15 protein-coding genes are annotated in these 14,411 nt (G+C 62.1%); 10 read left to right on the top strand and 5 right to left on the bottom strand.

Annotated elements, in window-relative coordinates; genetic code table 11:
- Positions 1-27: 27 nt before the first annotated feature.
- From dapA to HMPREF2734_RS06270, 5 genes are all read left to right on the top strand, one after another.
- A complete protein-coding gene (dapA, locus tag HMPREF2734_RS06290) occupies positions 28-936 on the top strand; it encodes a 4-hydroxy-tetrahydrodipicolinate synthase (RefSeq protein WP_070483851.1) in 909 nt (302 codons plus the stop codon).
- A 2-nt stretch (positions 937-938) separates the two neighbouring features.
- Positions 939-3,020 carry a ribonuclease J gene (locus HMPREF2734_RS06285; RefSeq protein WP_070569972.1) on the top strand — a complete coding sequence of 694 codons (2,082 nt, stop codon included), beginning with the start codon at positions 939-941 and terminating at the stop codon, positions 3,018-3,020.
- Positions 3,021-3,089: 69 nt separating this feature from the next.
- Positions 3,090-3,515: a hypothetical protein gene (locus HMPREF2734_RS06280; RefSeq protein WP_070451016.1), complete on the top strand. Its 426-nt coding sequence runs from the start codon at positions 3,090-3,092 to the stop codon at positions 3,513-3,515.
- Between the two features lie 24 nt (positions 3,516-3,539).
- Complete coding sequence (locus HMPREF2734_RS06275; protein WP_083308115.1) at positions 3,540-4,166, top strand: TIGR03085 family metal-binding protein; 627 nt, start codon at positions 3,540-3,542, stop codon at positions 4,164-4,166.
- 67 nt (positions 4,167-4,233) lie between these two features.
- Positions 4,234-7,221, top strand: a complete 2,988-nt coding sequence (locus tag HMPREF2734_RS06270; protein WP_070569968.1) for an FtsK/SpoIIIE family DNA translocase — start codon at positions 4,234-4,236, stop codon at positions 7,219-7,221.
- A 59-nt stretch (positions 7,222-7,280) separates the two neighbouring features.
- Here the strand turns inward: HMPREF2734_RS06270 and HMPREF2734_RS06265 are convergent, their stop codons facing one another.
- Positions 7,281-8,330: an HNH endonuclease signature motif containing protein gene (locus HMPREF2734_RS06265; protein ID WP_070569967.1), complete on the bottom strand. Its 1,050-nt coding sequence runs from the start codon at positions 8,328-8,330 to the stop codon at positions 7,281-7,283.
- 261 nt (positions 8,331-8,591) lie between these two features.
- Here HMPREF2734_RS06265 and HMPREF2734_RS06260 point away from each other — a divergent pair, with 261 nt between their 5' ends.
- Entirely contained in the window at positions 8,592-9,767 is a 1,176-nt protein-coding gene (locus tag HMPREF2734_RS06260; protein WP_070569965.1) for a TerC family protein, read from the top strand.
- Here the strand turns inward: HMPREF2734_RS06260 and HMPREF2734_RS06255 are convergent.
- Positions 9,764-10,048 (bottom strand): YciI family protein, encoded by a 285-nt coding sequence (locus HMPREF2734_RS06255; protein WP_070422311.1) that lies wholly within the window; start codon positions 10,046-10,048, stop codon positions 9,764-9,766. The two genes, HMPREF2734_RS06260 and HMPREF2734_RS06255, sit on opposite strands and share 4 nt — an antisense overlap.
- Positions 10,049-10,097: 49 nt before the next feature.
- Here HMPREF2734_RS06255 and pgsA point away from each other — a divergent pair, with 49 nt between their 5' ends.
- The 4 genes from pgsA (at position 10,098) to HMPREF2734_RS06235 (ending at position 12,443) form a co-directional block, all read left to right on the top strand.
- A complete protein-coding gene (gene pgsA, locus HMPREF2734_RS06250) occupies positions 10,098-10,637 on the top strand; it encodes a CDP-diacylglycerol--glycerol-3-phosphate 3-phosphatidyltransferase (RefSeq protein ID WP_083279421.1) in 540 nt (179 codons plus the stop codon).
- A complete protein-coding gene (locus HMPREF2734_RS06245) occupies positions 10,634-11,173 on the top strand; it encodes a CinA family protein (RefSeq protein WP_070451022.1) in 540 nt (179 codons plus the stop codon). Before pgsA ends, HMPREF2734_RS06245 begins: the two co-directional genes overlap by 4 nt.
- 23 nt (positions 11,174-11,196) lie before the next feature.
- Positions 11,197-11,544: a helix-turn-helix domain-containing protein gene (locus HMPREF2734_RS06240; RefSeq protein ID WP_070422314.1), complete on the top strand. Its 348-nt coding sequence runs from the start codon at positions 11,197-11,199 to the stop codon at positions 11,542-11,544.
- A 74-nt stretch (positions 11,545-11,618) separates the two neighbouring features.
- Entirely contained in the window at positions 11,619-12,443 is an 825-nt protein-coding gene (locus tag HMPREF2734_RS06235) for a PspA/IM30 family protein (protein WP_070451023.1), read from the top strand.
- Between the two features lie 55 nt (positions 12,444-12,498).
- On the opposite strand, the gene HMPREF2734_RS06230 is transcribed toward HMPREF2734_RS06235, so the two are convergent.
- Genes HMPREF2734_RS06230 through HMPREF2734_RS06220 form a run of 3 tightly spaced genes read right to left on the bottom strand, consistent with a single transcriptional unit; the run spans position 12,499 to position 14,362 of the window.
- Positions 12,499-13,104: an energy-coupling factor transporter transmembrane component T family protein gene (locus HMPREF2734_RS06230; RefSeq protein ID WP_070569963.1), complete on the bottom strand. Its 606-nt coding sequence runs from the start codon at positions 13,102-13,104 to the stop codon at positions 12,499-12,501.
- The gene (locus tag HMPREF2734_RS06225) at positions 13,101-13,790 is read right to left on the bottom strand and encodes an energy-coupling factor ABC transporter ATP-binding protein (RefSeq protein WP_070569961.1); all 690 of its coding nucleotides are present in this window, start codon (positions 13,788-13,790) and stop codon (positions 13,101-13,103) included. The genes HMPREF2734_RS06230 and HMPREF2734_RS06225 overlap by 4 nt, the downstream gene beginning before the upstream one ends.
- Positions 13,791-13,795: 5 nt before the next feature.
- A complete protein-coding gene (locus tag HMPREF2734_RS06220) occupies positions 13,796-14,362 on the bottom strand; it encodes a biotin transporter BioY (RefSeq protein ID WP_070422318.1) in 567 nt (188 codons plus the stop codon).
- Between the last annotated feature and the right edge of the window lie 49 nt (positions 14,363-14,411).

The following is a 14,411-nucleotide window of genomic DNA, read 5'->3' as shown; positions in this document are numbered from 1 at the left end:
TGTCAATAGGAGGTATTCTTCTTGCTCATGGGCTCATCATGCAAAGTTGATACAGGTGCCAACACATTCGGCACCGTCTGCGTCGCCATGGTTACGCCGTTTGATTCCGACGGCAACCTCGACCTCGCCGCAGGACGTCGGCTTGCTGCCCACCTTGTAGAAAACGGAATCGACACACTCGTCCTCGCCGGAACCACCGGCGAATCCCCAACAACCAGCGCAGAAGAAAAAGTTGAGCTGCTCAAAGCAGTGCGCGAAGAAGTTGGCACCAACGCAAAAATCGTCGCAGGCGCCGGCTCCAACAACACCCGCCACGCAGTCACGCTGGCACAACAAGCTGCAGACGCGGGCGCAGACGCCCTGCTCGCAGTCACCCCGTACTACTCCAAGCCCTCACAGGCCGGAGTAGTCGCGCACTTCAAAGCAATCGCAGCCGCAACCGACCTACCCGTCTGCCTCTACGACATCCCGGGACGCTCCGGGATCCCCATCACTGCCGAATCGATCCGCGAACTCGCTGAGGTCGACAACATTCAGGCAATGAAAGACGCCCGCGGCGACCTCTTCGAAGCCGCAGGGCTCATCCAAGAGACAGGCCTGGCGTGGTACTCAGGCGACGACCCGCTCAACCTGCCCTGGCTCACACTCGGCGCAACCGGAGTTATCTCCGTCGTCGGACACGCAGCACCACAAGCGCTGCGGGGACTCGTGGACGCATTCGAGGCTGGCGACCTCACCCGCGCACGGGAAATCAACGCCAACGTACTCAACGTCCTCGCACGGCAGCAGGCCGAGCTGGGTGGCGTGACATTTGCAAAAGCAGCTCTGCGACTGCAGGGCATCGAAGTGGGAGACCCGCGCCTGCCTGTCGCACCAGCGACAGCCGATCAGGTCAAGCGGCTCCAAGAAGATATGAAACAGGCTGGAGTCCTATAAATATGAACGAACCCCGCAACCGCGCCCGTAAGGTGACGCGCAAGGCAGGACCCCCGGAACCGGCTGATCAACAGCCGGTCTTCCAAGCTCCGGAGACCCCGGACACAAACGCACAGAAGAACACCGCCGATAATGGCGGTGACGCGGGCCGTGATGGCGGTCGCGACGGTGGTCGCAATGGCGGCGAAAGGCCGCGCGGCAACCGTGGTGGCAACGGCAATGGCGGCAACGGTGGTGGCGGCAACGGTGGTGGCAGCAGCCGAAACCGTCGCCGTGGCCGTGGTCGCGGTGGCAACCAGGGCGGCGGTCGTCGCAACCCGGTGAAGGGAATGCAAGGCGCCGACCTGACCAAGCGCTTGCCAGCCCCGCCGAAACTGGCCAAGGACACCCTGCGTATCTACGCACTTGGTGGCATTTCCGAAATCGGCCGCAACATGACGGTCTTCGAATACAACGGCCGTCTGCTTATCGTGGACTGTGGCGTGCTGTTCCCGAACTCCGACGAGCCGGGCGTGGACCTGGTCCTGCCGGACTTCGGCCCGATTGAGAACAAGCTGGACAAGATCGACGCGCTCATCGTCACCCACGGCCACGAAGACCACATCGGTGCGATCCCGTGGCTGCTGAAGCTGCGCCACGACATCCCGATCTACTCGTCCAAGTTCACCAATGCCCTGATCAAGGCAAAGACGCAGGAGCACCGCCAGCGTCCGAAGCTCAACGACGTGAACAAGGACTCCGAGGTCACCGTCGGCCCGTTCCGCCTGCGCTTCTGGCACGTCAACCACTCCATTCCGGAGTGCCTCGGCGTGTCCATCAAGACCGGTGCCGGCCACGTCGTGATGACCGGCGACGTCAAGGTTGACCAGACCCCGTACGACGGCAAGCCGACCGACCTGCCAGCCCTGTCGCGTCTTGGCGACGAGGGCATCGACCTGTTCATGTGTGACTCCACCAACGCCACCATCCCGGGCATCTCCGCCTCGGAGGCGGGTATTGAGGAGACGCTGATCCGCCTCGTCGGTAATGCTCGCCAGCGCGTTGTCATTGCCTCGTTCGCCTCCAACGTTGCACGTGTGCAGATGGCGGTCAACGCCGCTGTGGCCAACAACCGCAAGGTTGCCTTCAACGGCCGATCCATGCTCCGCAACATGGAGATTGCGGAGAAGATGAACCTGCTCAAGGCTCCGAAGGGCACGATCATTCCGATCGAAGAAGCCGCGAAGATGGCCCCGCATAAGACGGTACTGATCACTACGGGTACGCAGGGTGAGCCGATGGCGGCACTGTCGCGCATGTCTCGCCGCGAGCACCGTCAGATCACCATCCACGACGGCGACACGATCATCCTGTCGTCCTCGCTCATTCCGGGCAACGAGGAGGCCGTGTTTGCGGTGATTAACAACCTCGCCCAGATCGGTGCGAACGTGATCACCAACGCTGAAGCGCACGTTCACGCGTCCGGCCACGGCTACGCTGGCGAGCTGCTTGCGCTGTACAACGCTGCACGCCCGCGCAACGCCATGCCGGTGCACGGCGAATGGCGTCACATGCGCGCGAACAAGGAGCTCGCGATCTCTACTGGTGTGAAGCCGAACAACACGGCGCTTGCCCAGAATGGTGTTGTCGTCGATATGCACAAGGGCAACATCAAGGTTGCCGGCCAGTACCAGGTGGGCCAGCTCTACGTCGACGGCGTGACCATGGGTGACGTCGACCCGGACGTGCTCGCCGATCGTACGTCGCTGGCATCCGGCGGTGTCGTGTCGATTACCTGCGTTATCGACGACGCCACCGGTCGTCTCCTCGAAGCACCTCGCGTATCGACGACCGGCTACTCCGACGATGACCGCGACTTCAACAAGAAGGTCGTCGAGGGGGTCGAAGCCGTCATGGGTGACCTCGCCGCGGAAGGCGAGAACGATCCGTTCCGCATGGTGCAGCAGATCCGCCGCAAGGTCTCGCGCGCGATCGAGCAGAACTACAAGCGTCAGCCTGTGATCCTGCCGACCGTTGTGCCGATGTCGTCCGACAACCACATCGCGACTGAGGAGGAAATCGCCGCTACCCGCGAGTCCCGCTAGTTCGCTGCGTTAACCCCCAAATCGGGGTCTGGCCGTAACGCCGGGCCCCGATTTTGCTATTTCAGAGGTATGAAAAAGTCACTCGTAGCACTCACCGCCACCGCGACCCTTCTCACAGCCACGCCTGCACTTGCCGACGAGCGAGCACATCCGCTGCCGGAGGGGACACCGGTTCCGTACGATCCGGGCTACACCGGATACTGGATGAGCCACGACGTTGTGCGCCCTGGTGATCAGGACTACTACTCGGCTAATAACGATGCGATTCGCGTGCTGGGTCGTTTCGACGGCGACCAGATCCTGTGCGCACACTACAAAGGTGGCATGCAGGGGTGCTACGTCGAAGGTCAGACGGTCACCGATTTGGGTTACGGCGCGTCGGGTCGGGTCGTGACCACTGACAAGACGTGGGCGATGTTCGCACCTGTACTCCGAGTGTTCATCAATATCGAGCAGAATCTCTTTAGCGTGTTCCGGAGCGCGCAGCTGCTCTAAAAGCTCGTGGCTATGCTCGTTGGCATGTCTTTTGCACAACGAGAACGCTCACGTCTGGCCGAGTTGTTCCTTGAGGTAGGCCCTGATGCGCCCACCTTGAACGAAGGGTGGAACACCTTCGACTTGGCCGCACACCTGCTGATCCGCGAGTCGAAGCCCTTGGCGTTGCCGGGCATGTTCGTGGACGCACTGTCGGGTATGACGGAGAAGGAAACCTCAAAGGTGAAGGCCCGCCCATACACCGAGGTGGTGAACGAGTGGGCGGCCGGCCCGCCGGTGTGGATCAAGCCGTTCGATGCTGCAATGAACACTGCCGAGCACTTTATTCACCACGAGGATGTGCGCCGGGGTGGGGGAGAGGTGCGCCCGCGCGAGTTCTCCCGTGTGGTGAATGCGCAACTGTTGGCGCTGGCGAAGCGCTTTGGCGCAATGACGCTTCGGAAGGCTCAAGCGCCCGTGATTCTGACACCGCCGGACCTGCCGCCGGTGACTCTCGGGGATAAGGCAGGGGTGGCACAGCGTGGCGACGACGTCGTGCGCGTCAGCGGAGCACCCGGCGAATTGCTGTTGTGGGTATCGGGTCGCAACGCTGCGGAGATTGAACTGACCGGCGCATTGGAAGCGCTCGATGGTCTGGATGTCAAGATGTAACGCTTGACACCGTGCCTCTGGTGTGGCGTATGGGGAAAATGTGACTTAAGGCGTTAGAGTTACACCCATGTCTGTCAAAAACACCGCACCGCGTAACTCGCGGTCTTCTTCACGCCGCTCGGCGGACGGCACCCGCTACGGCGGGCCGGTGTCGATGACACACCCGCCGACCTCTTCCACCGTGGCCGCCGACACTGCCGATGAGCGCGTCGGCTCTGCGTACAAAGTGGTCGGTAGTTCCCTCGGCGCCGCAGCCCGCGGCGTCGGTTCGTTTCTCCGGCGCGAGCCGCGCCACCATGAGCAGGAAGAAGAGAATCTGAGTACCTCACGCCGTCGCCCGCGACGCGACCAGTACGACGACCACGACGAGCTCGAACAGCGTGACGACGACCCCACGCCGCGTTCCAGCACCTTCGAGCACCACGCCGACGCATGGGGTCTTGTACTTATCGGCCTCGCGGCCGTCATCGGCGGCTCAGTGTGGTTCGATGTTGCGGGCCCGGTCGGGGATTTGATCTCCACCGGCACCCATTGGTTGATCGGTGCGGGTGCGCTGATCCTGCCGGTCGTGCTCGTCGGCGTCGCTATTGCGCTCATGCTTAACGTGCGCGCGAGCGACGAGGTTCGCGCACGCGCCGCTCTGGGCTTCAGCATCATCGCAGTGGCGATGCTTGGCCTCATCCACGTGTTTGCCGGCAACCCTTCGGCATGGGAAGACCGCAGGATCGCTGGCGGCGCGATCGGTGCCTTCACCGGTGGTTTGCTCGCTGCTGGTTTTTCCTCGTTCGTTGCCGTGCCGCTGCTGGGCTTGATCGTGCTGTACGGTGCGCTCAAAGCGACAGGTATTACGGTGCGCGAGGCCTACGACTACGTCAAGGGCCTCGTTACCGGCATGCTCAACGCAGAAGACGATGAGGACGACGACCCGTACTCGCACGTCGACGCAGACCTCGATGACATTGCAGAAGGCCGCGACCGCCCACGCCCACGCGCGTCGCGTCCAGCGCCACGTCTGATGCCCCGTCCGCGCCGCCCGCGCACGCCGATGGAGAGTTACCCCACCAACGAGGACGAAGACGACGACCTGTTCGACTTTGCGGACGACCTCAACGACACCGACGACACCTCCGAACCAGAACCAGAACCGGAGGCGACCACGGTCGTTCCTCGTCCGAAGCGTCGCCCTGCACCGACGCCAGCGCCGGCACCAGCGCAGACGACCCGCGCCGACAACAACCCCAACGAGACGAAGGTGTTGGAGCGCCCGGAAGAGACGTCGGATCGTCGACAAGCAGTGGCCCCCGATGCCGTCGAGACCTCGCGCGAGCAGATGGCGAAAGCCATCGCCGCACGCTCCGGCATCGACGCCTCCAAAATCCCTGCAACCACCCCAAAGTCCGAAACCCAACCACCGGCACCGAAGCAGGTACGCAAGATCCCGCAGGGCGACTACACCCTGCCCTCAACCGACCTGCTCATCCCCGGCAACCCGCCGAAGACGCGCACCGAAGCCAACGACCGCATGATCGAAGCCATCACCGATGTCTTCGAAGAATTCAACGTCAACGCACAAGTCACCGGCTTCTCCCGCGGCCCGACAGTGACCCGTTACGAGGTCGAACTTGGCCCAGGTGTGAAGGTCTCCAAGATCACCAACCTGCAGTCCAACCTCGCCTATGCGGTGGCCACCGACAACGTCCGCCTGCTCACCCCGATCCCCGGCAAATCCGCCGTCGGCATCGAGGTACCCAACGCTGACCGCGAAATGGTGCGCCTGCGCGACGTGCTCGACGCACCGAACGTGGCGTCGCAGGACGATCCGATGCTCATCGGTCTGGGCAAGGACATCGAAGGCGACTTCATCGCGTCGTCGGTACAGAAGATGCCGCACCTGCTGGTTGCGGGTTCGACGGGTTCCGGTAAGTCAGCGTTCGTGAACTCCATGCTCATCTCGTTGCTCACGCGCGCCACCCCTGAGGAGGTCCGCCTCATCCTGGTGGACCCGAAGATGGTGGAACTGACCCCGTACGAGGGCATCCCGCACCTGATCACGCCGATTATCACTCAGCCGAAGAAGGCGGCCGCAGCCTTGCAGTGGTTGGTGGAGGAGATGGAGCAGCGCTATATGGACATGAAGTCCGCGCGCGTGCGCCATATCAAGGACTTCAACCGCAAGGTGCGCTCTGGTGAGCTGACGGCCCCTCCGGGGTCGGAGCGTGAGATGCGTCCGTACCCGTTCATCGTGTGTGTTGTCGACGAGTTGGCAGACCTGATGATGACGGCGCCGAAGGAAATCGAGGACTCGATCGTTCGTATCACGCAGAAGGCGCGTGCGGCCGGTATCCACTTGGTGCTTGCGACCCAGCGTCCGTCCGTGGATGTGGTGACTGGTCTGATTAAGACGAACGTGCCGTCGCGTCTTGCGTTTGCGACCTCGTCGTTGACGGACTCTCGCGTGATCCTCGACCAGGGCGGTGCCGAGAGGCTCATCGGTATGGGTGATGGTTTGTTCATCCCGCAGGGTGCCGGCAAGCCGCAGCGTATGCAGGGCGCGTTCGTTTCGGACGAGGAGATCCAGGCGGTTGTCGACGCTGCGAAGTCCCAACAGGACGAACCCGACTACGTTGAGGGCGTCACGGAGGATAAGCAGGCGGAAGCCAAGGTCATTGACGACGACATCGGTAAGGACATGGACGACCTCCTCGAGGCCGTCGAGCTGGTGGTGACCTCCCAGCTGGGTTCGACGTCGATGCTGCAGCGCAAGTTGCGTATCGGTTTCGCCAAGGCTGGCCGCCTGATGGACCTGATGGAATCTCGCGGCGTGGTCGGCCCGTCTGAGGGGTCGAAGGCTCGCGAGGTGTTGGTCAAGCCGGAGGAGTTGGAGACGATCATCTGGATGATCAAGGGCGCCGATCCGGCTGAGGCACCCAAGGACGTCATGCTTGACGACGACACCACCACCGACGGCCCTGACTCTGGCAGTGACACTGGCGGCACCGACGGCGACACCCGCACCGTCACCGCCACGTACAACCCCACTGGGGGAGCCTTCTAGCCTGTCTGAGGGCATGTCGAATAACCCGCCGTGTGCGGGTTTTCGTCGCTAAGTAGCCGCTAGCCGAAGAGTTGCTGCATTGCCCCCGCTTCGGTCACGGGAACCGGCACACCACTTGGCGAGACCCATGTCGGGGTGCCGTTGATGATTTCGATGCGCCCTCGACTGGTGTGCCAAGGGTCGTCGTCGTTGACCCGGTTGTGGTAGCTGCACAGGGGTGCGAGGTTATCCATGTTGGTTTCGCCGCCGTGCTTCCAGGCCGTGATGTGGTGAATCTCGCACGAGTCAGCTCCATGACGGCAAGAGGGGAAGGGACAACGAGGCATGAGCAGGCGTGCGAGGTCGCGCTGCTTTTGGTTGGCGAAGCGCTGTGTCCGGTAGAGGTTCACCGCCCCGGCTTGCGGGTGGAACAGGGCGATTTCGCCGAAGGTGAGATTGAGGTACTCGGCTCCGGTCATGGTGGTGCCGTCGGTAAGTACGAGGGTCACATCCTCGCCGTCGCCGGAGAGGATCTGGATGTGCTCAGGTAGCGGTGCGAGCACTATAGGGCGGGGAGCGGCGTGTGGGATGGAGGTGCCGTCGCGAAGCAGTGAGAGAAAGGCGTCAAGCATCTGCGGTGCCGCGGGCCGTGAGCTGTCCACGTGCTGGCGCAGGGCGTGCTCGAGATCCGCGATGTCTCGCTCGGAGGCGGTGACCCTCATCGTCCGCATCCCAAGGGTGGAGCAGGAGAACGTGACCTGTGCCTTCGGCATCCTCGGCGCCGTTGGTGGGATGAGGTCTTTTGCAGCCTGGCGCAGTGTGGCGAAGCTGCCGTGGACGGCGAGGAGCTTGTGGCGCACGCGCCAACGTTCGCCCTCATCGTCGATTGCAGTCAGCCGGTTCTCGATGTACGACAGCCGGTCCAAGTCGAACGCGCCAGCGCGGGCCGCCTCAAGGGCTCGGCGCTGCTGCTTGGTCCACTTTGTGGCGCCGAAGTAGACGTCGTGGATGCGGCCCCAGGCGGTCACGGTTGCTGGCCGGCAGCGGCTGGCAAGTGCGGCTGCACGGTTGAAGCCTTGCAGGCTATCCACCGTGGGCAGGTCTGCGAGGAAGGTTTCAAATGGGCTCATGCCTCGCACGTTAAACCAGTTGCGCAATGCCCGGCAGGGCCCTTGTGGATAACCGCGTTGACACATCAACAAACTGGGGTGGTTATCCACATTCGCGACACCAAAAAAGTGTGTGTATTGTGTTACCCACTTGGAGGGGAGTACCCCGGAAGTGTTCTGGATCGTCAACACGGTGTCGTCGAAAAGTGATGGCCCCGGTCCGAACAGCCCACTTGGGTGGGGGAGACCTCCGGTCGTTTCTGCTACCGGAGGATTAAACGCATGCATGTGCCGTTAAGTATTTGGCTGATCACCTCTGCGGTGATCCTGGGATTTTTCATCTTTGACTTCGTCTCGCACGTGCGTACCCCGCACGAGCCGACGATGAAGGAATCGGGCGGCTGGGCCCTGTTCTACATGACCATGGCCTGCATTTTCGGCGGGATCGTGTGGTGGCTGTGGGACGGCGAACACGGCATGCAGTTCTTCACTGGCTATATCACTGAGCTGTCGCTGTCGGTAGATAACTTGTTCGTGTTCGCGCTGATCATGGGTGCGTTCAAGATCCCGCGTGCATATCAGCAAAAGGTGTTGCTGATCGGCATCGTGATCGCGCTGATCTGCCGTCTCGTATTCATTCTGCTGGGTGCCGTGATCATCGAGGCCTGGTCGGACGTGTTCTACATCTTCGCCGCCTTCCTGATCTACACCGCGATCAAGATGGTGTACGACGAGGTGACGGACCAAGAGGATCCGGATCCGAACGACATGATGGTGGTCAAGACGCTACGCAAGGTTATTCCGGTGACCAGCTCGTACCACGGAGACCGTCTCGTTTCCGCTACCCAGGCCGGCAAGCGCGCGGTTACCCCGCTGTTTGTGGCGCTGCTGTCCATCGGGTTCATCGACGTGATGTTCGCCTTCGACTCCATCCCGGCGATCTACGGCATCACCCAGGAATCCTTCCTCGTGTTCACCGCCAACGCGTTCGCGCTGCTTGGCCTGCGCCAGCTCTACTTCCTGCTCAACGGCCTGCTGGACCGGCTGGTGTACTTGCCGTACGGCCTTGCGGTGGTGCTGGGCTTCATTGGTGTGAAGCTGCTGCTGCACGCGTTGCACGAAAATAACCTGTCGTTCATTAACGGCGGCGAGAATGTGGCTGTTCCGGAGATCGGTACCGTGACGTCGCTGCTGGTCATTGTCGGCGTGCTCATCATTACCGCGGTTGCATCTGTGATCAAGGACTGCGCCGACGTGAAGGCAGGTGTCCGTGATCCGAACGAAAACCAGTACCACATTGATTTCGACGACCACGGCAACCGCCGCAAGGTCGACCGTCACGGACACCATGTTGAGTGGATCGACGACCCGGCGACATCTGGCAAGGGCGATCACACCGCGACGGGATCGCGCGAGACCGCCCACCTCGATGTCGCGCGTGGGGGTAGGAAGGCTTAGCCGAAGATATTCATCACCGGGTTCCACTCCCGGATCTCGCGCGCTGCGAGTGCGCCGGCGGTCGTGTATGGGTCTTGATCCAGCACGGCCGCCGCATCAGCTTCAGTGGCAGTGTCGGGCAGTTGCAGGATGATCAGGGCTTGATTGACGCCGATAAAAGGGCCGGATCCCACGATGCGTCCGAGTGCGAGTTGCGAGGAGATGAATTCGCGGTGGGCGGGGCGGGTGTCGTCGACAAGCGTTTGCTCGCCGTAGGTGTAGGTTGCTGCGAAATACTTCATGGAGGGCAGTCTAGGTGGAACGCGTGAGATGGGTATGGTGGATCGCGTGATGCAAACGGATAAGCCGTCGAATTGGAATCTGCCGAATGTGTTGACGTCTCTGCGGATTCTGTTCATTCCTGTGTTCGCGTGGCTGGTGCTTTCGGAGCGCTGGTGGTGGGCGTTTGGCCTGTTTGTGGCGTTGATGATCACAGACAAGCTTGACGGGGATATTGCTCGTGCGCGGGGGCTGATTACGGATTTCGGCAAGATTGCTGATCCGATCGCGGACAAGGCGTTGATGATTACTGCGCTGGTTACGTTGAATATTGCGGGGCCGTTGCCGGTGTGGGTCACTGTGGTGATCGTGGCTCGTGAGCTGGGGATCACGGTGTGGCGTATGTGGATGTTGCGTCGCGGTCTGGTGGTGCCGGCGTCGAAGGGTGGCAAGGTGAAGACTGTCCTGCAGTCGCTGGCGGTTGGCCTGTACTTGTGTCCGTTGCCCGCATGGGCGGATACGCCGGTGTTTGTGGTGATGTTGCTCGCGGTGGCGGTCACCGTGGTTACGGGTGTGCAGTATTTGGTTGATGCAGGAAAGGCGAACAAATGACGACGGCGCAATTGCTTATCGACGAACTACGTTCCCGGAACCAAACCATCGCTTTTTGCGAGTCGCTGACTGCCGGGCTTGCTGCTGCGACCCTTGCGGACGTGCCGGGTGCTTCCGACGTACTCGTCGGCGGTTTGGTGACGTACTCGGCGGAGCTCAAAACCGAGTTGGCCCACGTTCCGGCCGACCTGATTGAGGAAGAAGGCGTGGTCTCCGCGGCGGTGGCCCGCGAGATGGCGCGCGGTGCTCGTAAGGTGTGCGGGACGGATTGGGCGGTTGCGCTTACTGGCGTCGCAGGGCCCGGTGCGCAAGACGGTATGCCGGCTGGCACGGTGTGGATTGGGCTGGCGGGGCCGAAGTGGACGGCGTCGTCGCAAGCTGCGGAACTGCTCGATTCGGAAGCGGGCCGGTATGCGCTTGTCGATGGACATGCGACCCCTGTCCGAGTCCTCGCAGGGTCGCGGAACGAGATTCGCCGACGCGCGGTCGAAGCGGCCCTGGTTGGTGCGCTGACTGGCGTTCGGGAACAAAACTAGACCACCGATCGTTGGAGCAGCTGATGACAACTACGACTCTGCTTTACGAAGCCCCGGTAGAACTGCCGATTGCATCCGCCCCAGCGCGTGAGCCGCTGTTCCGCGAAGCCCTCGGTATGTCGCTGCGCGCTTTTCGCGCTGATAAGGGCGTAACCCTTCGCACGTTGGCGAAGGAGGCTCGCGTGTCTTCCGGCTACATCTCGGAGCTGGAGCGCGGTCGCAAGGAAGTGTCCTCTGAACTGCTTGCAGCGCTGTGCGAGGCACTGGACACCACGGTGTCTGAGGTGTTGCTGGAAGCGGTGGCGAATATGTCGCTGCATTCCTTCAACGAGGAACTCGCGGTTACCTCTCCGGCGGCTGCGGAAGCGTAACGGAGCTCACCCGACTATTGTGGGTGGAGTTTGACGCACTAACTAATGAAGATGAAAGGTCGCGGTGATTAGCCATGGCGAACCCCTTTTCCAAGTTCTGGAACTACCTGATGGCTCTCTTCGACAACAAGATCGAAGAGAACGCTGACCCGAAGATCCAGATTGAGCAGGCCATCAACGAGGCGCAGCGCCAGCACCAGGCACTGTCGCAGCAGGCTGCCGCGGTGATTGGTAACCAGCGTCAGTTGGAGATGCAGCTCAACCGTCGCCTCGAGGATGTTGAGAAGCTGCAGGCGAATGCCCGCCAGGCGCTCAAGCTTGCTGATAAGGCTCGCGGCGAGGGCAACGCGCAGAAGGCGCAGGAGTACGAAAACGCCGCGGAGGCGTTTGCGGCACAGCTGGTCACCGCTGAGCAGGGTGTGGAGGATACTAAGCAGCTCCACGACCAGGCGCTGCAGCAGGCAGCTCAGGCGAAGCAGGCTGTGGAGCGCAACGCGGCGCACCTGCAGCAGCAGGTTGCTGAGCGCTCGAAGCTCCTGTCGCAGCTGGAGCAGGCGAAGATGCAGGAGAAGGTTTCGGAGACGATGCAGTCGATGAACTCGATTACTGCGTCCGGTCCGAACTTGGATCAGGTTCGTGAGAAGATTGAGCGTCGTTACGCTAACGCGCTTGGTGCCGCCGAGTTGGCGCAGAACTCCATTCAGGGTCGTATGGCTGAGGTTGAGCAGGCCGGTATCCAGATGGCTGGTCACGGCCGCTTGGAGCAGCTGCGTGCGGAGATGGCAGGCGAGCTCACCGCTGGCAAGAAACAGGCGATTGAGCCGGGGCAGTCCGCTACCGACGCTAACGTCAGCGATGATGCGGTTGCGCAGCGCATGCGCGAACTGCGCGGCGAGTAAATCACAACGTCGAAGGCCCGAGGCACATCGCTTCGGGCCTTTTCGCTGCGTGGGGTTAGTCCACGGCGCCGCGCGCCATGAGCGCTTCACCGATCATCTTCGCCCGTCGTACGGAGCGGATGACCAGGGGAGTGCCGAACGCTAGGAGGGAGAAGCCAGCCCCGCGGGCTTTGCGGGCGTCGAGGACTTCGTTCGCGGTCGCGAGTGTCAGCGGAATCAGGCGAATCGTTAATGCGATGGTGAGCGAGATGAGTTCGCCTGTGCGTCCCAACGGTGCGAGTGCTCGGTCGAGGGCGTCAAGGAGTTCCTGGACCGGGGTGGTCAGTGTGAGCAGGTTCGCCGCCGCGATGGTGGCAAGCAGCCCGATGAGTAGCGTCGGCGCCGATTCGACGCCGTTTTGCCACACCATGAACGCGCCTAAAAAGATCAGGAAGGGCAGGAGTGGCACGAGTTGGCGCCACGCAATCTTCATTGGGATGCGTGCCCACAAGTAGAGCACCAGCACAAACCCGAGTGCGGCGGCTGCGTGCCAGGGCCGGGTGGGCAGGACAGTGACCCCGATGATGAAGACCACCAGCAGCACGAACTTCAGCGCTGGCTGCATGCGGTGGAGCAGTGTGTCGCCGGGGATGTAGACACCGAGGGGGAGTTCGCGGATCATGGTTTTTTATCCATGAGGTCGGTGTAGAACGCGATGGCGTCGGCGGGGTTGCTGTCGTAGACGAGTGCGCCGTCGTCGATGACGAGAACGCGTTCGAAGTCGCGCAGCATGTCCAGGTCGTGTGTGACCACGATGAGTTGCTGCTCGAGTGCGTTAAGTTCGCGCACGATTCGTTTGCGGTTGCGCAGGTCAAGCAGTGTCGTGGGTTCGTCTGCGATGATGGTGTCTGGTTCGATCACCATCACGGATGCAAGTGCGAGCATCTGTTTTTCGCCGCCCGACAGGGTGTGCGGTGAGTTTTCGGCGAGGTCGGTGAGTTCGAAGCGGGCGAGAGCGTCGTCGACACGCGATCGCACTTCGTCGCGGGGGAGTTTGAAGCGGCGAAGAGAGAAGGCGACGTCGTCGGAGACGCGTGGCATGACGATTTGGGATTCGGCGTCGGAGAAGACGAATCCGACGCGTTTGCGGACGTCGCGGCCTTGGGTGGTGGGCGAGAGGTCGTCGTAAAGCACTTGCCCTGAAGTGGGTTCGATGAGTCCGTTGATGAGGCGCACGGTGGTGGATTTGCCGGATCCGTTGGAGCCGATGATGCCGATGCGTTGTTCACTCAGGCGCGTGGTGAGTGGCTGAAGGACGGTGTTGCCGTCGTAGGTGACGGCTGCGCCTTTGAATTCGATGACGGGCATCGTGCTTATCGACGACTACCGCGCAGGTCAGGGAACGCCTGGTGTACTGCGATTGCGATGGCGATCATGAGGGCGACCTTGCCGGCGTCAGGCAGCAGGAATGGCACCTGTGCGGCCCATGCTGCGCCGAAGGACATCTCAGCGCGGGCCATGAGGCCGAATACGCCGCAGAGGTACTGGAAGAACAGGGCAACGTAGCCGGCGACGATGAGGACGCCGATCGTAGCCGCGGTGTTGCGGCGGAACGGCGCACGGTAGGCGATCAGGCCCGCGACGGTAGCGGAGACGAGGTAGCCCACAAGGTAGCCCACGGTCGTGCCGCCGAGTGCGGAGATGACGGTGCGGCCGCCTGCAAGCACAGGTAGTGCGAGGCCAACCAGGAGGAAGATACCTGCGGTGAACAGGCCGCGGCGCCAGCCGAGGACGAGGCCGGCGAGGATGATGGCTGCGTTTTGCAACACGATAGGCACGCCTGCGGCGCCGACGGGGATGGAGACGAAGCCGAGAGCGATGATGATGGCCGCGAAGACGGCGATGAGCGCAATGTCCTGCGCGGTGGAAGATTTACTCATGCGCGGCAGTGTACCTGAACGCCGTTCAATAACGCGTGTTCGGGTAGCG

The sequence above is a fragment of the Corynebacterium sp. HMSC055D05 genome, from assembly GCF_001810365.1.
Lineage (GTDB): Bacteria > Actinomycetota > Actinomycetes > Mycobacteriales > Mycobacteriaceae > Corynebacterium > Corynebacterium coyleae.
The sequence above is the reverse complement of the archived record's forward strand: the minus strand, read 5'-3'. Positions and strand labels throughout refer to the sequence as shown.